Origin of the sequence: [Flexibacter] sp. ATCC 35103 (assembly GCF_001975985.1) — a bacterium.
In the GTDB taxonomy this organism is placed as follows: domain Bacteria; phylum Bacteroidota; class Bacteroidia; order Flavobacteriales; family Flavobacteriaceae; genus Flavobacterium.
The window spans coordinates 221,453-241,318 of sequence record NZ_MTQF01000001.1 but is presented as its reverse complement, the minus strand read 5'-3'; the positions used below and the strand labels follow the sequence as shown (position 1 = coordinate 241,318).

Sequence of the window (19,866 nt, the reverse complement as noted above, 5' to 3'; positions counted from 1 at the left end):
TTATTTTTAAAGCATACTGCTTAAAATTTTCTGGGATTATTTACAGGATCTTTTTCTTCAAGATCCTGATCAATGTCGTATTCCTGATCCAGTTCATCCTGCTTCAGGTTATCTGTAGCAAAACTTTCAGGATCACGATCATTTTCATCATAATCTTCTATAAGATCATCATCTAAATCGCTTTCATCAAGGTCTTCATCGTCTTCATCGAGATCATCATCAGAATATTCATCATCTTCGTTTTCCCTGTCAAGAGCATTAGAGAAATTTTGATCTAAATCATCCTGATTTTCATCTTCAGTCTGATTAAAGATTTCCTCATCGTCTTCATACTCTTCATCGTTTCTTTTTTGATATTCATCGACATAACTTTCGTCGTTATTGTGACTTACAGCATAAAGGCCGTTTTCTTGTTTATCAGGATTCTGACGGATATCATCTTCTGAATGATAAAAATTACGGTCATCCCGACCGTAATTCTCACTATTTCCTATTATCATATTATAATGATTTAAAGGTTTTTACTTTTTAGTCATTGGAGACTTTTTAGTATCAGCAGATTTTGTAGTACTTTTTGAAGTACCTGTTTTTTTATCTGTTGATTTTGTACTTGAAGTACTGCTGTTTTTGTGGTTTGAAGTGTTCATAATGTTAGATGTTAAATTAATATGTATATAAATTTCCTTTTATTTCATTTTGTTGAATACTAAAAGGTTAATCCAAAATTACTAGCAACCCATAGTTTTTTAATTATACGATTATACGCAGTAATTATATAATTTTCAGCATATTAAGTAAAGTGAAGGTGAAAACTGTCAGAATGAAAATTATATAATTTGAACAAAGGATTTTGTAAGTTTTTTTGAGCTTATTTTAAAATATTTACATAGAATTTGTGCGTGTAATTATCGCCCATTTAAATAAGAATTTAAACTTATTACTATGAATAAAAAAGGACCTATAGTAGTAATCGAGAATAAGCAGGAAGACCGTAAATTATTTATTGAGGTTTTTATGGAGTTAAATTACACCAACTCGATTATATATTTTAATACTGCCGAAGCAGCTTGCAGTTATATGTTGCGCAACAAAATAAAACCTTTTTTGGTTTTCTCTGATATTGTATTGTTGAATGTTATGAATTACAAGGTTATGGAAACAAATCCTGACAATGGGGTAGGAACGATGTTTAACTGTCCGTATTTGTTTTTTACAACACTATTTGAGCAGAGTTTTGTAATCGATCCTTATTCGCTGCCTACTCACAGCTATTTTGTGAAGCCTTTTGACTATGATAAGTTCAAGCAGGTAATCAAGACGATTATAGAATACTGGAGCAAACCAAAATCTATTGCCCAGTATAATAAAATAGAAATCAAATCAATAAAAATTGAATAGTCGCAAAAAGAGAGATATCATAAATGGTATCTTTTTTTTGTGATATCAGAAAGATTCCGGAGTAAAATTCATGAAAAATCCCCCAGTTTCAAACCGCATGAAACTGGGGGATAATAAAAAAATAAAAACACAATCTTTAGAACGAATACCTAACACCAAGCTGTCCTTGAAATCTTGATGCTAATTGATCTATCGTATAAGGTGTAGCCGTTGGTTTCTGGAAAGTATATGTTGGGTCGCCAGTAGCAACTCCGCCTAAGTTTCCTGATTTTGTTAAACCAAGGTTTGCTGTTGAATTGTAAGTGTTTGGAACAGAGTAACTTCTTCCCCAATCTTTGTTGATAAGGTTTCCAATATTTGCCATACTAAATGAAACTTGAAATGTACCTACTTTTGTAACTTTGATTTCATCCATTAATTTCAAATCTGCCTGAATATTCCATGGAGTCGTATCGCCATTTCTTTGTGTAAATGTTCCTCTTCTGCTTTTTAAATAATCATTTCCATTAATAAAAGCTTCGTAATCTGCAACTTGCTGAGCTGCTGTAGCTGATGGTACACCTGCAGCATTTACTCCAATATATTTAGCTGCTTCTGCTGCATCTTTAAAAATGTATGCCAAACCTGCTGCTTGTCCTGTTCCTGCAATTGTAGAGTTTACAAATCCCCATGAAAACGGATTTCCTGATTGGGCATTAAAATATACATTAGCAGAGAAAGTATTGTTATCAGCTAATTTTACTGCATATCCTACATTAGAAACAATTCTGTGTTTGATATTAAAGTTAGAAGTTGCCAATTGAGGATCATTAGGTGTCAGGGACTGGTTCATCTGGAAGTTACTTTCCATAGAGTTACGAATTCCGTTTGTAACGTCACGAGAATCTCCATAAGTATATGCCACCATAAAGTTTACACCAAAATCATATGTTTTTGAGATCATCTCAGTAATACTGTATCTGTAACCTTTGCTTGTGTTAGAAAGCAAGTAAGCATTTGAGAAAGCCGGATTAATGTTTGCAGCATAAATTGGCATTTGGTGATTCGTGTCATAAGAGAAATAAGTTGGGTTATCCAGTTTATTTACTTGTTGAAATTCAAGATCACGAATTACTTTTGTATAAATACCTTCTGTTGTAAATTTATATCCGTCTATAATTTTATCGATAGCCAATGAGTTTCTTAAAACTGCCGGCATTTTAAATTTATTGTCTACTAAATCTGCCTGAACTTTTGGCGTTGCATCGTGATATCCGTTTAAACCGTTGTTTGCTAAAGGATCACCAGCTGCTGCAACCTGAGCAGGAGTAAGGTTGTTTTTATCATAACTTCCGTAACCTACACCATCATTATAATACGCATATCCTAACCATGCAAACGGAATTCTGCCTGTAAATACTCCGGATCCGCCTCTTAAAACAAGCGTTTTATCTTCGTCTACATTATACGTAAATCCTACTCTTGGAGAAACTAATGCAGTAGTAAAAAAGTTGTTGCTAATTTGATTTAACGGAGTATAATTATATGTTGTTCCGTAATTTGGGTCAGCTGGAGAATTTTGAACCTGCGGGCTTAATTTTGGTTTATTTGGCAAATCTGTATAATCAACTCTGACACCCGGAGTAACTTTTAATTTGTTGCCAATTCTAATTTCGTCCTGTACATAAACGCTATAAAGATTTACTTTGAATTTAGCATATGGATTATTAAAAATCTCATCTCTAGTAGAACCGTCAAAAGGATATGTTCCACGAACGCGGGTAGGAGTTTTGCTGTAAAAATCTGCCAGGGATTTGTATGAAACTCTTCCGTTAAGGGCGTTTACAAATCCGTAATTAATATCATAGAATTCGTTGTGCGTACCAAACAACAAAGTATGGTTTCCTGTTTTGTAAGTAAGGTTGTCTGTAATTTCGGCTGTGTTTTGTTTCATATTAAAAACAGTTGCCTCACGATCGTTTCCTAAGAAAATTGTTCCTCCGTTATAGCCAATTTCTGCTTGAGGAAACATAGCATTTCCTGATTTTGGATCACGATAATCTTTAATGGCTGAATAACTTGCAATAAAGGAGTTGGACCATTGGCTGTTAAAATGGCTTTTTAATTCTAAAACCGTACTAACAGATTGGTTTTTCTGAGTAAAATCCATGCTTGAAAACCTGAAATTTGCTGCATCGCGCTCTAAGTTTGAAGCTTGAGATATAACGGTATTGTTTCTTAACGAAAGGGAATGTTTGTCATTAATTTTCCAATCTAATTTATTGAAGAATTTCTGGCTCTTTGCAAAGTTGTTGTATGCACCATAACTTCCCGGATCAAATCCGTAGTTTGTTTTTACGAAGTTTGAAATTTGTTCAGCAGTGGCGTTATCAACTAACGAAGTTAATTTTCCGTTAGAATCTGTTTGTCCTGCATTATAAAACAAAGGATCTGTTCGCTCTGCATATTCCATATTGGTAAAAAAGAACAATTTATCTTTGATGATTGGTAAACCTAATCTGAAACCAACTTGATAATCACCAAAAGAACTTGGCATTTTAGAACCATCGCCGGCATTATTAGGACCTGTGATAGCAGCACTTCTGCCATAACTGTAAATAGATCCTGTTACTTCATTTGTACCGCTGCGGGTTACTGCATTTACACTTCCTCCTAAAAAGTTACCTAATTTAATATCATAAGGAGCGATATAAACCTGAATATCCTGTATTGCATCTAAACTTATAGAGTTTGAACGTGTACTGCTTCCCGGCATTCCTGATGTTCCGGATTGTCCTCCTAAAGACGGGCTAAAACCAATTGCATCATTGTTGATAGAACCGTCAATTGTTACGTTATTATATCTAAAATTGGTTCCTGCAAACGAATTGTTAGAACTTTGAGGAACCAGTTTTGTAACATCCTGAATTCCTCTGTTGATTAATGGTAAACCATTAATTTTTTTCTCATTAATACTTGTACCGTTATTTTTAGATGAAGGTTTAGAACTTGTTATTACCACTTCGTCTAATACATTGTCGTCTGCTTTACTAACCACAATTGTTGGCAAATCGTTATCGCCAAGTGCTAAGTGTATTTGTGCGTTAGAGTAATCTTTTGCGCCCGGACTTTTAATTTCTAATTCGTAAGGACCGCCGGCATTTAAATTTTCGAAACTAAACCTGCCTTGCTTATCAGTTACCGCTCTGTAAACTGAATTGGTAGGTAAATGTGTTAATGTAACCTCAGCTCCGTTAAGAGGGCTTGTACCATCATTTACTTTTGCAGATAAGGATGAGGTTGTAATTTGGGCAAAAATGTTTCCCATTACGAGAAGCATCACTGCCGAAAAAAAGAGTTTTAGTTTTGTCATTGTTGTTTAGTTTTTATTTGACAAAGAAACTCGGTTTGTTTCGATCAGATTTAACGCTTTTGTTAACTTAAAATCATAAAACAATTCATTGTTAACTAAGGATTATCAAGATGTTATTTCATAAGAAATCAATTAGCTCTTTAAAATCAACTACTTGAGTAAAAAGCTAAAAACAAGTAGATTAAAGCTGGATTTAAAGTAGATTAGAAAAAGATTAGAGTGTTAAGCAAATGTTACCGATCACAAAAAACGGATAATCTTAAAGTGGAATTGGCTATTGTTAAACACATAGAAACATAAGCTTTATTTCTATTTAAACTCTTTTAGATTTCAGATAATAAGTCCCAGCGGGACGCTATATTTATAGAAATTTAATTTCCATATTTCGAAAAGCACCATCGGGGTGACCTATTTAATAATTAGATATAACATAAATTTCGCTCCGCTGGAGCTTGATGCGAATAACGTAATATTTTTCTATAGATATTTTGCTCCTCTGGAGCTTTAAAAACGACGTTCACTTTTAATATTATCACATAACAGCATTGACCAAGCTATGTGTGAAAATCTAGATTTTTTTGAAATTATCTTTATGAAGAATATAACGATCTATGTTTCTATGTGTTGAATTTTTTTCACACAGATCTTGCTGATTAGGCAGATTTTTATTTTATAATTGGTAGCTATTATTTAAAACATAGACATAGCTTTAATTCTATTAATTCATTAAGCTTGCGGGGAAATAAGTCCCAGCGGGACGCTATATTTATAGAAATTTAATTTCCATATTTCGAAAAGCCCCATCGGGGTGACCTATTTAATAATTAGACATAATATAGATTTCGCTCCGCTGGAGCTTTGATGTCACAACGGATATATTTTCTATAGATATTTTGCTCCTCTGGAGCTTTAAAAACGACGTTCACTTTTAATATTACCACATAACAGCATTGACAAAGCTATGTGTGAAAATCTAGATTTTTTTGAAATTATCTTTATGAAGAATATAACGATCTATGTTTCTATGTGTTGAATTTTTTTCACACAGATCTTGCTGATTAGGCAGATTTTTATTTTATAATTGGTAGCTATTATTTAAAACATAGACATAGCTTTAATTCTATTAATTCATTAAGCTTGCGGGGAAATAAGTCCCAGCGGGACGCTATATTTATAGAAATTTAATTTCCATATTTCGAAAAGCCCCATCGGGGCGATATATTTAATAATTAGGTATAATATAGATTTCGCTCCGCTGGAGCTTTGATGTCACAACGGATATATTTTCTATAGATATTTCGCTCCGCTGGAGCTTTAAAAACGACGTTCAATTTTAATATTATCACATAACAGCATTGACAAAGCTATGTGTGAAAATCTAGATTTTTTTGAAATTATCTTTATGAAGAATATAACGATCTATATTTCTATGTGTTGAATTTTTTTCACACAGCTCTTGCAGATTGGGTAGATTTTTATTTTATAATTAGCAGCTATTATTTAAAACATAGAGACATAACTTTAATTCTATTAAATTCTTTAAGCTTGCGGGGAAATAAGTCCCAGCGGGACGCTATATTTATAGAAATTTAATTTCCATATTTCGAAAAGCCCCATCGGGGCGATATATTTAATAATTAGGTATAATATAGATTTCGCTCCGCTGGAGCTTTGATGTCACAACGGATATATTTTCTATAGATATTTCGCTCCGCTGGAGCTTTGATGCGGATAACGGATATATTTTCTATAGATATTTCGCTCTGCTGGAGCTTTGATGCAAATAGCATAATATATTCTCTATAGATATTTTGCTCCGCTGGAGCTTAATTAAAAAAATTAGATCTGCTCAATCTGCGGAATCTGCGAGAGAAAAAATCATTTAACCATTTTTCCCGATAACTCAAGGAAACACTAAAGAAAATGAAGTTCCTTTGCCAAGTTCAGAATCTACTATTAGATTAATATGATGAAGTTTGAGTATTTGCATCGTGATAAAAAGACCTAATCCCTGTCCCTGAATATGTCGTGTATTATCGCTCCTGTAAAAAAGATCGAAAATAGATTTCTGGTCACTTTCTGAAATTCCGGAACCATGATCTGAAATTTTAATCACAAGTTTATTTTGGTCTGAAAGTGCAAATATTTCTACGGGTTTAGGAGAGGAGAATTTTACAGCATTATCTACAATATTGTACAGCGCAATAAAAAGCATGTGTTTATTGGCAGATACAGAAAGTAAATCTTCATGATCAGCAATAGCATCAAGATTTACAGAGATTTTGGATTCCGGATATTCTATCGCTTTCTTTTCGAGAACATTCCATAAGATCTCATCGATTCTAACGATTTCCATTTGCTGAGGTTCAGAGAGTTCAAGTCCTGATAATACCAAAAGTCCTTCGAGAGTTGCCTTAAGATGTAACGTATCTTTTCTGAGGGATTTTAATATTTGCTCGTATTGCTCGTTTGTTCTGGGCTGCTGGAGTGATACATCGATGTCTCCAATAATAATAGTAAGCGGAGTTTTTAATTCGTGCGACGCATTTTTTAGAAAATTATTCTGGATCATTATGCCGCTTTCTAATCTTTCAAGAAGATAATTAAAAGTGGTAACGAGTTCTTTAATTTCATCTTTACCATTTTTATTAGGGACATCTAATCTGGAATGGAGATTTTCTGTAGTTATGGTGTTTACTTTTTCGATCACATCTGTAAACGGACGAAAAGTTTGCTTTGCCAGGAATGTTCCTAAAAGATAATTTAATGGAATTCCTGCCAGATAAAACAGAATAAACATAAATCCAAGAATCTCAAGTTGTCGGTTACCCGCGCGATCGATTCCTGAAACTACAATTATAAAATCACCCTGATTGTCTTTATAAAATAATGCTACAAATTGTCTTTTGCCCCTTGTAAAAGTTTGCAGTTTTTCTTTGGCGATATTTTTTAAGTCTTTTTCGCTTAAATCAAAATCAATATGATCGTGTATATAAAGTTTATTGGTTTTAGCATCATAAACCCGTATCGATTCGTTGTTTATTCGTTTGTACTGAAGTTCAATTTGGTTGTAACGAGTGCTGTTCATTTCTTTTATCTCATCTTTTTCAAAATAAAATAACGCCGTTATCATCGCATGATCTTCCAGATTGTCAAAATAAAGGTCCTTCATATGACTTCTGAAAAAAAGGAAAGAACCCGCCATAAGCAGTCCCACTATAAAAGCAAACAGCAAAGTAGAATTAACCGCTAATTTGTTTTTAAGATTCATAACTCTTTTGTTTGAGCATATATCCTGTTCCTTTTATAGTATGAATAAGCGGAGTAGGGAAATTTTTATCTATTTTGTTGCGTAAATAATTAATATAGACATCAACTGTATTTGATGTAGTATCAAAATCGATATTCCAAACCGCTTGTGCGATAGCGATTCGGGATAATGCCTTTTCGCGGTTTTTCATAAAAAAAATCAAAAGCTTTAATTCTCTGGAAGATAAATTAAGTTCTTTTCCATCTCTTGTGGCGCTTTGTTCTTTCATGTTAATTTGGATTCCGGCATAGGACTGAAAATCCAGAATTCCGGTACTGAATTCTGCACGGCGAAGCTGAGCGTTTATTCTGGCCAGTAATTCTTCAAACAAAAAAGGCTTTGCTAAATAATCGTCAGCGCCGGCTTGTAAACCTTTTACTTTCTCGTGTGGCGTATCGAGAGCGCTCAAAATTAATATTGGAACGATTATTTTTCTGCTTCTTAACACTTCGCAAACTTCAAATCCTGTTATATCCGGAAGCATAATATCAAGAATAATGATATTATAGTCATTTTCCATAACTTCTTTTATAGCCTCAAAACCTTTTGCAATCGTTTTGACTTCATAGAGATGTTCCTCAAGTCCTCTTGTAATAAAAGAAGCTACTCTGGGATCGTCCTCAACTAATAATACTTTATTCATAACGAGTTATAATAGAAAACTTTATAGTGTACAGTAAGTAATGCAGTAGTTAGCAGTATTTTGTAATGGGATTACTTTTTTTATTTTATTCTAAAAGTACATTTTTCTACCATTTGCAAAATCGTGTCTAAACCCAGAGCATTGGGTCAAATTTTGTCGTTATAAAAGTAATTAAAAAGTAATCGCTATTGCAAAAAAATGATACAGGAATATAATAACAGTTTATATAAAAATTACGGAAACAAGAATAAATGCTGTGTTGGAATGTTATATATTTGAAGTAGAAATATATTTTTTTAAGAGCCAAAACTATTAACTACAAGTACTATATGAAGCTATTCTACACAAAAGCAATACTTTTTTTAATGTTCTTAACCTTTTTTTCCTGCGAAACTAAAAAGCAACTGCCAGAATCAAAACCTTATAAAGCGGGTGTGCTTTTATCATTTGATGATGCTTATGTCGATGAATGGTATGAAGCGGATCAGGCCTTGAAAAAATACGGATGGAAAGCTACTTTTAATGTGTGCAGAATAGATTCTATTGGAGCTCCACAAATAAAAAAACTTCTTGAAATGCAAAAAGAAGGCCATGAAATTGCAGGTCATGGATACCATCATTATAATGCCGTTAAGTTTGTTCAGCAACATGGAATCGATGCTTATATGAAACAGGAAATAGATCCTATGATTGTTTCTATGAAAAGATTATCATTTAATGTTACCTCATTTGCCTATCCTTATGGCGAAAGATCTCAGGCATTGGATAAAGAATTATCCAAAGATTTTAAAATAATAAGAGGAAGAGCTTTTGGAGGCGAAGCACCTGAAAAACAAGATAGTTTCTTTAATAATTCGAAAATTGTTTTTGCTTTTGATATAGACAACAGTCACATTCATTTTAGTATTCCGTATGTTTTAGAATTGTTGGATTATGCTAAAAAACACCATAAAATTTTACTTCTTTGCGGTCATAAACCGGTAAAAAATGTAACCGAAAATTATCAGACAAAAATTGAAACCTTAGAGTTTATTTGTAAGTATATGAAACAGAATGATCTTAAGTTTTATAAGTTATCAGACTTAGATGATTTACTTCCTGAAGAATAAATACCTTCTGTTTTTTACAGTTGAAAAACAAAAAATCCTATTTNNAAATAGGATTTTTTGTTTTTCTGAAATTTATAAAAGCGATTAATATTATCGGAATGTATTGATAATAAGAATCTTAGTTGACAATATCGTGTAAAGCCTGAAATATATTCAAAGGATATTCGGCAATTCTGTTGCAAAGGTACAAATACCATTCTTTGCCATATACAAAATAAATTTTTGTTGGATAACCTTGGTCTTTTAATATTCTTAATTGCTCATTTTGAATGCCGTACAAACTTTCAAATTCATATAAATCTTTGTTGGGCTTGTAGTTTTCGATCAGTGCGACAACTTCTTTCTGAATTAAATCATGGTGAGTGGCAATAGCACATTTATGTTTTCTTGAAAACAGTTGATCTATATAATATAAATATCGTTCATCCAGTGCGTGACCTCTGGCAATCGAAACGCCTTCGGGTGTAGCAAAAGCTCCTTTTACGATTCTTATTCTGCCGTTTTGCTGGACCAAATCTTCAAAATCATCTTTCGATCTGTGCAAATAGGCCTGTAAAGTAATAGAAACGTTATCATACATTTTAGAAGCAGTTTTGTATACATCGATAACAGCATCTGTTACTTCGATATTTTCGGCACTAATTGTTACTTCAATATTCTCTTTTTTAGCTTCTTTACAGATCAAATCTAAGTTGTTTAAACACAGATCTTTTGATAATGATAATCCGATGTGCGAAAGATCGAGAGAAAAAGTCGAGTTCAGTTTTTGTTTTGAAATCTCTTGTGCAATTCTAACAAATTCATGAGATGCCTCAAAAGCTTCTTTTTCAGTCAGCGTATTTTCGCCCATGAATTCTATAGAGGTTTTAAAACCTTGTTTGTTTTGGTCCTGAACCTTAACAATAGTTTCTTCTAATGTTTCCCCACCAATATATCGGTCTGCCGCTTTCTTAATAGTTTTAAATAGAATTTCGTTAGAGAGAATATACTCTTTTGCTTGTTCGTTTAGTGCTGCTTTTCTTAAAGCATTTGCACCCATTAGTAATAAATCCTGTTGCATTATAATTGTTTTGTTATTTAGTATCGATATAAAAATTTAAACTTAAATAGAATTGAAATCACAAATCAAAAGTATTATGATAAGCTTTGAATAGACTTTGAAATTTTAGCTTCAATTTTTTCGGACTGAGCAAATAATGTGAAATGGTTTGTTGACAAAACTTCTTTTTGAATCAGGAATGTTTACCTTTTTTAGAAAAAATATTCTGGTTCTTTGAGCTATAAGTCCGTATTTAATGTTAGAATATCCAAAACCCAAATGTAACAATTACAGATCAAAATAGGTCGATTTGCAGCATCGTTATTGTACTTTTTTTTAATTGAAAAAAAATCATTCGGGAATACTTTTGAAAGAGTATCATACAATATTGAGAATTGTTAAAAAAAGATTCTGCAGGACTATCATTCTTACATATTTGTTATTAAATGTTAAGAATCCTGTTATTTTTTGTATGATTTTAGGCTCAACTGCTCGATTTTTCGTACCTTAAAATTTCTAACAAATAAAGTACAATGATGACAAAATTACGAATTTCATTAATCAACATTCACGGACTGCTAAAAGGTTCAGGTTTGGAGATTGGTAGAGATGCTGATAATGGCGGACAAACAAAATATGTATATGAACTTGCTGAGTTTTTATCACAACATGAAGATGTAGAACATGTTCATGTATTTACAAGATTAATTGATGATCCCAATCTTTCGCCGGAATATGCTGTACCTATCGAAATCATTAATGACAAATTAGACATAAGGCGTATTCCTTTTTTAGGAAAAAAGTACAAGCCAAAAGAACAATTATGGGATGGTTTAGACACTTTTGTAAACGGAATTGTCCAGCATATCAAACTTCATGATATATTCCCGAACTGGATTCACTCGCATTACGGAGACGCAGGATATGTCGCCAGTGAATTATCAACAATATTAAATATTCCGTTTGCGCATACGGGACATTCACTGGGTTTTCATAAAAAGAAAAAACTACTCGAAAGCGGTATAAGTGAAGAAGAAATTGAAAAGAAATTTAAGTTTAAGCAAAGAATTGCTGCTGAGGAAAAAACACTTGAATTATCTGAATTTATAGTTACTTCTACAGAGCAGGAAATTGAAACTTACAAACCCTATTTAAACTTTGATTTAGGCAAATACCACGCCATTTCTCCTGGAATCGATACCAGCAAATTTGTTCCTTATTATCATAGAGAACAAGACTCTGACAAACAAATGGAAGAGGAGCAAAGAAAATATTGGGTTGCAGAAACCATTTCTAAATTTTTAATCAATCCGCATAAACCTTTTATTCTGGCACTTTCAAGACCTGACCGCCATAAAAATCTTCATACACTTATCGAGGTTTATGGCAAGGACAAGGAACTGCAGAGTATTGCCAATCTGGTGATTTTTGCCGGAATCAGAAAAGATATTTCGAAAATGCCGGAATCAGAAAAAGATGTTCTTACAGATCTGTTGTTGTTAATGGATAAATATGATTTGTACGGAAAAATGGCAATTCCTAAAAAGCATGATGTAGAAAACGAAGTTTCTATTATTTATCGTTATGCGGCAGAAAAAAGAGGTGTTTTTGTGAATTTGGCTTTGCATGAAAATTTTGGTTTAACCGTAATTGAATCTGCAAGTTCAGGTTTGCCTGTTGTAGTAACTAAAAACGGAGGTCCTTCTGAAATTATTCCAACATGCCAGAATGGAGAACTGGTAAATCCGCTGGATGAAAATGAAATCAAAAAAGCATTGCGAAACATTCTGACCAATGAAAACCAATGGAAATATTACTCGAATAACGGAGCCATTAATATCCAGAAACATTATAGCTGGTTAAGCCATGTTAATCAATATGTTGAGTTGGTAAATGAAAACTTATCAGCATCATCCGGTTCAGGAATAAAAAAGCAGCATTATCCTAATATTAATATCGAAAGGTTAAAAAGGAAAGTTGCTCATTTATTTGTTTCGGATATTGACGGGACATTAATAGAACCAAAATTAAACAATCCCGGGCTGATAGAATTAAAAGAACATTTAGTCAACCGAACAGATAAAATGGCATTTGCCCTGGCATCCGGACGAAATTTAGCCTTGGTTAAACAAGTTATTGAAGAAGAGCAATTTCCGTTGCCGGATTTTATTATTTGCTCTGTTGGTACTGAAATTTATTATACAAACGGAAAGGACTATATATTAGATAAAGGCTGGGCTAAGTTTTTAGCCGGCCGCTGGAAAAGAGACGATATTGTAAATCGCTTAAAAGAGATTCCGTGGTTGCGTATGCAGGAAGAAGAAGCACAAAATCCTTATAAAATATCTTACTATTATGAGAAAGAAAATTACGATTATGATGAACTAATAGCTGTTTTGGGCGTAGGATGGTATAAAGTAAACATTATACCAAGTCACGGAGAATTTATTGATTTTATTCCAAAAAGAGCCTCAAAAGGAAATGCTATTAAATTTTTATGCCGCAAATGGTCTATTCCGCTATCGAATGTCATTGCAGCCGGAGATTCAGGAAACGACATCGATATGTTCAGAGGTTCTATAAAAGGAATCATCGTAGGCAACCGAAGCATAGAACTAGCCAATTATGAAACCACAAAAAGTATTTATGTGGCCAAAGATTCAGCTTCGTCCGGTATTTTAGAAGGATTAAAACATTATAAAATTATAAAATAAATAAGTTCCGGAGGAACGATTCATATTGTAGCAAGGGATTTTAATTCCTTGAAATATGGAAATTAAAGATTGGCGATTTTGTTTACGATCCTTCGACTTTGCTCAGGATGACAAAAATGACACAATATGTTAAATAATAAAATAGGTTAGTATGTATTCAGGTTCAGGATTTAGCAATTGGGAAATAGGAGACGTAGATGTATTTATCGATGAAAACGGAGTTCATCATTTATTTCATCTTATTATTCCCAATCACGATTATATTGCACATGCAGTATCAAAAGACGGTCTTTCTTGGAAAAGGGTAAAAAATGCTTTGTTTGTAGGCGATCCCGGCGAGTGGGATGATGATATGTTGTGGACAATGCATGTGAGTAAAAACTCAGCAGGAGAAGGTTACGAAATGTATTATACGGGCTTGAAACGTCAGGACAAAGGAATTACGCAAAAAGTAGGGCGGGCAGTTTCTCCGGATTTAATTCACTGGACAAAAGACAATCAATACGGTTTGCCTTTGCGAAGTGATGCCCCATATTATGAAAGCCGTGATAACAACCCGCGCGAATGGCTCAGTTTCAGGGATCCTTATAAATATGAATTCGAAGGAGAAGATTATTTACTTATTTGTGCCCGCAGTGCTGTAGGACCAACGTATAGAAGAGGTTGTATTGGTGTTGCAAAAAGAGGGGAGAAAGGTTTTGTATTGCAAAAACCTTTGCATGTTGCTTATGTATATGATGATATCGAATGTCCGTGCGTGGTAGAAATAAAAGGAATGCATTATTTACTGGGCTCAATTCGTGAAGATATAAAAGTGCGATATTGGTTTTCTCCTGATTTTAAAGGAGAATATCATGCCTTTCATAATAATGTATTAATGCCGCAAGGTAATTATGCCGCGAGAATTGTAAAAGAAGGCGACTATTATCTGATCTATAATTTTTATTTTGTTGGCGGAAATGTCAACACGCTTCGGGTGATTCCGCCGCCAAAACAGTTGGATGTTGATAGTAATGGCCGACTATTATTAAAAACGTATCACCATTGGCGAACGCTTTATCAAAGAACCATTCACCAAAGAAATTTACCAATTCCGGTTCCTATTTTAGGAAATCCGTCAGCAAATTTTGAGATAGAAAATGAGAATAAATGGCGCATTGGCTGTCGAAGCGGATACGAAGTTTTTTGTTTCGAAAAACCCTCAGAAAATTTTGTCTGGGAAGGAACATTGGCTGTCGAAGGAATGGGAAAAACAGGTTTTGTCATTGAATGTGATGACGAAGGAACAGCTTATTATATCTCAATTGATTTTGTAAATGGTTTTGTGCAGTTCAGGGCTTGGGGCTTTAATGAAAAAGATGTCAAAAATAATTTTGTATTCGAAAACATACAGACCAATCAATTCGAAATAGTAGAAAACAAAGAAATCTATTTTAAAATTATTCGTTACGGAAATTATTATGAGCTTTCGATTAATGATATCGTCAAACTAACGTTGTTGGACTATAAATACAGCGAAGGTAAAATTGGCGTATATGTTTGTTCTGCAATAGTATCGCTGAGTGATTCAAAAATTCACGTTATTCCGGAACCTGAAAATGAATATGCAACCGCAGATCCTAATAAGGCATTTGATGAATATAATAAAATAGCACAGTAGTGTTTATGGACAGATTGTGAGTTTATGAAATAGAGTTACTGTCGATAATGCTTTTTACACTTTGAATAAAGGTTTCGGTATTATTGAGTTCGCCTTTTATATAAACATCATAATCTGTTAATTTAAATTGCTCCAGCATATCTTTTTTAAGATATTTTATCATTGATTCAATACTTCGGGTATCACTATCTTTATGTCTTTTTAATTCCCGTTGTTTGCTTTCAAGGTAAGCCAAAGTCTTTTTTAATCTTAGTACATTAATTTTGTCCACACTTAATTTTCTTTAATTTAATAAAAAATAAACGATAATCAGGAATAAGATAAAATTCAATATTTTTCCAAAAACGTTACAGTGAATTGAATCTATCTTATTACAAGACTATCGTTTCATGTAATTACGTAATAATGGATTTTTTAGTTTTGAAATATAATGCAAAAAATTAAAAATATTTGTAAGATTTTAGAATTTTTTGTTCTAACAAATTGATACACTATTATTTATAAGAAAAATCTACGGTAAAAAAATATTCAATTTTTTGATTGTTGGACTTTTAGATTTAAAGAGGAAAGAGCAAAGACAAAAAATTAGGGAGATGAAGAGATTAAAAATTCTGCATAAAATGCCTGTAATACATCATTACAAATGAGTATTAATAAAACTCTGTCAAAAAATAAAGTGTAAGAATCCAGCAATCAAAAAATCGAATAAAAGAGATCTGTTTATTTTACAACAGTAGCTTCTAATTCTACTTTTAAAGTTTCAAAAAGGCTTTTGACTTCAAGTAAAGTAGTGGCTTGTTTCATGCCGTGTTTGGCAACCCAATCCTGGATAATATTAAAATGTGGCCAGAGTTCGCTGGTATTAGTTGTGTAGATATTTAATCTCACAATTCCTTTGCATTCATAACCTGATTCTGTGATTACTTGTTCCAGGTTTTTTAGCGCAAGTATAATCTGCGATTCGATATTTTCATTGCTTGAAACTCCGTTTGCATCAATAGCGGTTTGTCCTGAAACATAAAGTGTTCCTTCAGGATTTTTTACTTCAACGGCTTGTACATAACTGCGCTGGTCCTGCCATTGCCAGGGATTAATGGCTCTTTTTTCCATTTGTTTAACTTTTTTAGATTGTGCCAATATCGGCATCGTAATTAATAATAATAATGCTAAAAGTTTTGCTGTTTTTTTCATGATTACAGTTTAAAAATTTATACTGCAAAATTGAGAATAACTGCTGGAATGGAGTCTTGACATTTCTCACGAATTTAATGTGAGGTATGTCACATCAGGAAGATAATCTGCTTAGCGTTTCACGGGATACGCCTAGATATGAAGCGATAAGACTTTTAGGAACACGCTGGATAAGTGACGGATATTGTCTTAAAAGCTGTTCGTAACGCTCTTTTGAGTTTGATGTTTGCCAGGATATAATGCGGCGCTGTGATCCTAGAAAACCAAAAGTAGCTTTATCCAGAAAAAAGCGTTCCATTTTTTGAAGGCCAGCACAAAGTTTTTTATAATCTTCAAGTGTACAGCAAAGAACCTCAGTATCTTCTATACATTCTAATGACATTGTAGCTTCGGTTTGGGTAAAAAAGGCATAATAATCACTTTCCCACCAATCTTCTAAAGCAAAAGAAACAATATGTTCCTTAGCTTTATTATCTGTGTAAACCAATTTTAAAAGCCCTGAAATTATAAAGTACGAATATTTTACAGGATCACCTTCCTGAATTAGAAATTGATGCTTTTTAAATTTCCTGGTTGTGAAGTGAGAATACACAAAGGCAAATTCATCATCTGTCAATGGTATTATTTTTTCGATATGTTCTCTAAGGTTTGCCTGCATATTAGAATTCAAAGTTATTGAAATTTTAATAATCAGAATGTATTTTATGGCTTATAACCTTTAAAAAAAATATTGTTTAAATAGTCAGGCAAAGAATTTTTATAAAGAGAAAGTCCGCATTTCAATTGAATCGAAATGCGGACTTTCTTGTTTTATAACAAAGAATCAGGTCTATAATTCATGAGCCAATTTTCTTTTAATATAATCAAGTGCACCGGTAGACCATAAGGTAACAAAAATCAAAACAGGCTGAAAAACAAGTCTGATTAATCTGGCCTGATCTGTATCAAGACCAAAGGCATCTGTACCATTCATATATTGGGCAATATTACCCGGAAAAACCAAAACATAGAAAAGAGCCAATGCCAATCCTGTTTGTATTTTATGTTTTGTTAAAAAAAACATTGCAAGTCCCAGAGCGATCTCTACGATACCGGACAGTATAACAACAAGATCTTTATCAAGAGGAACCCAGTTAGGTACTTGTGCCTGAAAATCTTGTCGCTGAAAAGTAAAATGTCCAATTGCAGCCATTATCATAAAGAGCCCTAAAAGGATTCTGAAAAAGTTTTGTGTTTTAGTAGTTGTATAATCTGTCATAATAAGGAGTTGTGTTAAAAATATTTTTATTTGAAGGTAGTATTAAATCAAAGCAATAAAACAAAAAATGGATAATACTTGTAGATACTCATATTATACTCAAATGTAAAAGAAGCACACTGTTTAAAAATTATATAATTATGGTGGTTTGTTATAGAATTAAAGCCTTGTTATGTGTTTGATTTGTAATGATTTAAATGATGTAAGATTGAACTTTAATTCTATAAGATTGTCAGAAATATCAGTTATACATTTGACTTATAAATTTTTAAAGAAATAATATCATGAAAGATTCAAACACAAAAACACCGGCTAAAAAAGCAACAACTGCATCTAAAACGACTGCATCAAAAACTACAACAGCATCTAAAACTGCAAGTACATCAAAAACTACAACACCAAAAGGAGTTGTAAAAGCAAAATCATCTGCAGCAGAAGGATTAAGAGATTTATTCGTAGATTCATTAAAAGATATTTACTGGGCAGAGAAAGCTTTAACAAAAGCGCTTCCTAAAATGGCAAAAAATGCAACTTCTCAAAATTTAATTGATGCTATCAACGACCATCTTACCGTTACAGAGAATCAGGTAACAAGATTAGAACAGGTTTTTGCATCGATTGGAGAAAAAGCAGCAGCAAAAAAATGCGATGCTATGGAAGGTCTTATCAAAGAAGGCGAAGGTATAATGGAAGAAACAGAAGTTGGAGCAGTACGTGATGCCGGAATTATTGCAGCATCTCAAAAAATTGAGCATTATGAAATTGCTACTTATGGAACTCTTGCCGCTTTTGCAAAAACTTTAGGAGAAGACGAAGCAGTAGAATTGTTAGTTCAGACTTTAAACGAAGAAAAAGAAGCTGACGTAACTCTTACTGAAGCAGCTTATAACACGATTAATTTTGATGCTACAGAAGAGTAAAATCAATTTAGGATTTGGCCTTTATAATAAAAAAACCTGCAATTTTTTAATTCGCAGGTTTTTTTACTTTTAGCAAGAAAATTATTAGTAGATTTGGTTTTTTAATTTTAATATTTTTAGGTTAAATCTAACATGTTAATAGTGTAAGATTAAGTCATAATTTTATAAAATTATTATTATCGTGTAATATACATTTGATACGCATTTTAGAATATCTGAGATATTTTTTTTGAATACCTAATTGTTAAAAGTGAAGCATTAAGTGCTTAATTTTTAAAATAAGGATTAAAAAAACTAAGTTGTTTATTTTGAGATTGCTATAATTTAAATCGAAAAATAATACCTCAAAAGTAGTATTGAATAGGTGTAAAGCGTTTTTTTTAAATTTAATAAATCCACACATAATATATATTGTTCCATACAAATCCAAATTTAAAACAAATGCAAAATAATGTCCTAAGCAGCTTAAAAGAGCACGAAAACAAATTACTAACCATATGGTCTCAACTTCTTCTTGAAAATGGATCCACAGACGGTTTAACAGAAGAAGAAGAGTCAAAAGAATTTACCTCTCTTTTACTAGATGCTTTAAGTATCTCAAACAACTACAATCAGGAATCAGAACAATTCGAGAAAGTACATGATTTAATTATCGGAATTTCTAGTTCAAGAGCAAAAAGAGGTTTTTCGCCAAGAGAAAATGCTCAATATCTTATTTCGTTTAAAGAAGCAGCTTCGCAAATACTTTCAGAATTAGAAACTGATTCTGCAAAACTTTATGATGCTAATTTACAATTAGGTGCTGTTATAGACAACATGACTATCATGACTTTTGAAGCTTACATGAAAGGTCGTGAAGATGTAATTTCAAGACAAATTGACGAAATTAGTGAGATTTCGACTCCGGTTATCAGAGTTTGGGACGGTGTTGTTGCTTTACCAATTATAGGAACCCTTGATAGTTCAAGAACTCAGGTTGTAATGGAAAATCTTTTACAGCAAATAGTTGATACAGGAAGTTCTATTGCTATTCTTGATATTTCTGGAGTACCTGCTGTAGATTCTTTAGTCGCACAGCATTTGATTAAAACAGTAAGTGCTACACGATTAATGGGAGCAGAATGTATTATTAGTGGTATTCGTCCTGAAATTGCTCAGACTGTTGTGCACTTAGGAATTGATCTTACCGGTATTATCACAAAAGCATCACTTGCAAGTGCGCTTCAAACAGCATTTGATATGCTACAGCTTACTGTGGTAAAAAGAAAATAA

16 protein-coding genes are annotated in these 19,866 nt (G+C 32.8%); 6 read left to right on the top strand and 10 right to left on the bottom strand.

Going from position 1 to position 19,866, the window contains the following annotated elements; translation table 11 throughout:
* Nucleotides 1-20: 20 nt before the first annotated feature.
* Nucleotides 21-500, bottom strand: coding sequence for a hypothetical protein (locus BXU01_RS00935; protein ID WP_083691289.1), 480 nt, complete (start codon nucleotides 498-500; stop codon nucleotides 21-23).
* A gap of 21 nt (nucleotides 501-521) precedes the next feature.
* Nucleotides 522-647 (bottom strand): hypothetical protein, encoded by a 126-nt coding sequence (locus BXU01_RS23795; protein WP_255373677.1) that lies wholly within the window; start codon nucleotides 645-647, stop codon nucleotides 522-524.
* A gap of 295 nt (nucleotides 648-942) precedes the next feature.
* Between BXU01_RS23795 and BXU01_RS00930 the strand changes: the two genes are divergently transcribed.
* Nucleotides 943-1,398 carry a hypothetical protein gene (locus tag BXU01_RS00930; protein ID WP_083691288.1) on the top strand — a complete coding sequence of 152 codons (456 nt, stop codon included), beginning with the start codon at nucleotides 943-945 and terminating at the stop codon, nucleotides 1,396-1,398.
* Nucleotides 1,399-1,534: 136 nt separating this feature from the next.
* Here the strand turns inward: BXU01_RS00930 and BXU01_RS00925 are convergent, their stop codons facing one another.
* The 3 genes from BXU01_RS00925 to BXU01_RS00915 all read right to left on the bottom strand — a co-directional run bounded on the left by BXU01_RS00925 (nucleotide 1,535) and on the right by BXU01_RS00915 (nucleotide 8,703).
* Complete coding sequence (locus BXU01_RS00925) at nucleotides 1,535-4,750, bottom strand: TonB-dependent receptor (RefSeq protein WP_083691287.1); 3,216 nt, start codon at nucleotides 4,748-4,750, stop codon at nucleotides 1,535-1,537.
* Between the two features lie 1,903 nt (nucleotides 4,751-6,653).
* Nucleotides 6,654-8,021 (bottom strand): HAMP domain-containing sensor histidine kinase, encoded by a 1,368-nt coding sequence (locus BXU01_RS00920; protein WP_255373676.1) that lies wholly within the window; start codon nucleotides 8,019-8,021, stop codon nucleotides 6,654-6,656.
* On the bottom strand, nucleotides 8,011-8,703 hold the full coding sequence (locus tag BXU01_RS00915; RefSeq protein ID WP_083691286.1) for a response regulator transcription factor: 693 nt from the start codon (nucleotides 8,701-8,703) through the stop codon (nucleotides 8,011-8,013). The genes BXU01_RS00920 and BXU01_RS00915 overlap by 11 nt, the downstream gene beginning before the upstream one ends.
* 329 nt (nucleotides 8,704-9,032) lie before the next feature.
* On the opposite strand from BXU01_RS00915, the gene BXU01_RS00910 reads away from it, so the two are divergent.
* Complete coding sequence (locus BXU01_RS00910) at nucleotides 9,033-9,812, top strand: polysaccharide deacetylase family protein (RefSeq protein ID WP_083691285.1); 780 nt, start codon at nucleotides 9,033-9,035, stop codon at nucleotides 9,810-9,812.
* Between the two features lie 118 nt (nucleotides 9,813-9,930).
* On the opposite strand, the gene BXU01_RS00905 is transcribed toward BXU01_RS00910, so the two are convergent.
* Nucleotides 9,931-10,872 carry a proline dehydrogenase family protein gene (locus BXU01_RS00905; RefSeq protein ID WP_165689744.1) on the bottom strand — a complete coding sequence of 314 codons (942 nt, stop codon included), beginning with the start codon at nucleotides 10,870-10,872 and terminating at the stop codon, nucleotides 9,931-9,933.
* Nucleotides 10,873-11,384: 512 nt separating this feature from the next.
* Between BXU01_RS00905 and BXU01_RS00900 the strand changes: the two genes are divergently transcribed.
* Both BXU01_RS00900 and BXU01_RS00895 read left to right on the top strand, forming a co-directional pair.
* Complete coding sequence (locus BXU01_RS00900) at nucleotides 11,385-13,565, top strand: HAD-IIB family hydrolase (RefSeq protein ID WP_083691283.1); 2,181 nt, start codon at nucleotides 11,385-11,387, stop codon at nucleotides 13,563-13,565.
* 151 nt (nucleotides 13,566-13,716) lie between these two features.
* Nucleotides 13,717-15,225: a glycosyl hydrolase family 32 gene (locus BXU01_RS00895; protein WP_083691282.1), complete on the top strand. Its 1,509-nt coding sequence runs from the start codon at nucleotides 13,717-13,719 to the stop codon at nucleotides 15,223-15,225.
* Between the two features lie 22 nt (nucleotides 15,226-15,247).
* Here BXU01_RS00895 and BXU01_RS00890 read toward each other — a convergent pair whose 3' ends face one another.
* The 4 genes from BXU01_RS00890 to BXU01_RS00875 form a co-directional block, all read right to left on the bottom strand.
* On the bottom strand, nucleotides 15,248-15,496 hold the full coding sequence (locus tag BXU01_RS00890; protein WP_083691281.1) for a hypothetical protein: 249 nt from the start codon (nucleotides 15,494-15,496) through the stop codon (nucleotides 15,248-15,250).
* Between the two features lie 449 nt (nucleotides 15,497-15,945).
* Entirely contained in the window at nucleotides 15,946-16,335 is a 390-nt protein-coding gene (locus tag BXU01_RS00885) for a RidA family protein (protein WP_083691852.1), read from the bottom strand.
* Nucleotides 16,336-16,510: 175 nt separating this feature from the next.
* Nucleotides 16,511-17,074 (bottom strand): Crp/Fnr family transcriptional regulator, encoded by a 564-nt coding sequence (locus tag BXU01_RS00880; RefSeq protein ID WP_083691280.1) that lies wholly within the window; start codon nucleotides 17,072-17,074, stop codon nucleotides 16,511-16,513.
* A 171-nt stretch (nucleotides 17,075-17,245) separates the two neighbouring features.
* Nucleotides 17,246-17,674: a hypothetical protein gene (locus BXU01_RS00875; RefSeq protein WP_206196595.1), complete on the bottom strand. Its 429-nt coding sequence runs from the start codon at nucleotides 17,672-17,674 to the stop codon at nucleotides 17,246-17,248.
* 284 nt (nucleotides 17,675-17,958) lie between these two features.
* On the opposite strand from BXU01_RS00875, the gene BXU01_RS00870 reads away from it, so the two are divergent.
* Both BXU01_RS00870 and BXU01_RS00865 read left to right on the top strand, forming a co-directional pair.
* The gene (locus tag BXU01_RS00870) at nucleotides 17,959-18,594 is read left to right on the top strand and encodes a ferritin-like domain-containing protein (RefSeq protein ID WP_083691278.1); all 636 of its coding nucleotides are present in this window, start codon (nucleotides 17,959-17,961) and stop codon (nucleotides 18,592-18,594) included.
* A gap of 441 nt (nucleotides 18,595-19,035) precedes the next feature.
* On the top strand, nucleotides 19,036-19,866 hold the full coding sequence (locus tag BXU01_RS00865; protein ID WP_083691851.1) for an STAS domain-containing protein: 831 nt from the start codon (nucleotides 19,036-19,038) through the stop codon (nucleotides 19,864-19,866).

Coding starts and splice junctions, on each gene's coding strand:
- BXU01_RS00935 (WP_083691289.1), bottom strand. CDS start 500: ATGATAATAGGAAATAGTGAGAATTACGGTCGGGATGACCGTAATTTT.
- BXU01_RS23795 (WP_255373677.1), bottom strand. CDS start 647: ATGAACACTTCAAACCACAAAAACAGCAGTACTTCAAGTACAAAATCA.
- BXU01_RS00930 (WP_083691288.1), top strand. CDS start 943: ATGAATAAAAAAGGACCTATAGTAGTAATCGAGAATAAGCAGGAAGAC.
- BXU01_RS00925 (WP_083691287.1), bottom strand. CDS start 4,750: ATGACAAAACTAAAACTCTTTTTTTCGGCAGTGATGCTTCTCGTAATG.
- BXU01_RS00920 (WP_255373676.1), bottom strand. CDS start 8,021: ATGAATCTTAAAAACAAATTAGCGGTTAATTCTACTTTGCTGTTTGCT.
- BXU01_RS00915 (WP_083691286.1), bottom strand. CDS start 8,703: ATGAATAAAGTATTATTAGTTGAGGACGATCCCAGAGTAGCTTCTTTT.
- BXU01_RS00910 (WP_083691285.1), top strand. CDS start 9,033: ATGAAGCTATTCTACACAAAAGCAATACTTTTTTTAATGTTCTTAACC.
- BXU01_RS00905 (WP_165689744.1), bottom strand. CDS start 10,872: ATGCAACAGGATTTATTACTAATGGGTGCAAATGCTTTAAGAAAAGCA.
- BXU01_RS00900 (WP_083691283.1), top strand. CDS start 11,385: ATGATGACAAAATTACGAATTTCATTAATCAACATTCACGGACTGCTA.
- BXU01_RS00895 (WP_083691282.1), top strand. CDS start 13,717: ATGTATTCAGGTTCAGGATTTAGCAATTGGGAAATAGGAGACGTAGAT.
- BXU01_RS00885 (WP_083691852.1), bottom strand. CDS start 16,335: ATGGAAAAAAGAGCCATTAATCCCTGGCAATGGCAGGACCAGCGCAGT.
- BXU01_RS00880 (WP_083691280.1), bottom strand. CDS start 17,074: ATGCAGGCAAACCTTAGAGAACATATCGAAAAAATAATACCATTGACA.
- BXU01_RS00875 (WP_206196595.1), bottom strand. CDS start 17,674: ATGACAGATTATACAACTACTAAAACACAAAACTTTTTCAGAATCCTT.
- BXU01_RS00870 (WP_083691278.1), top strand. CDS start 17,959: ATGAAAGATTCAAACACAAAAACACCGGCTAAAAAAGCAACAACTGCA.
- BXU01_RS00865 (WP_083691851.1), top strand. CDS start 19,036: ATGCAAAATAATGTCCTAAGCAGCTTAAAAGAGCACGAAAACAAATTA.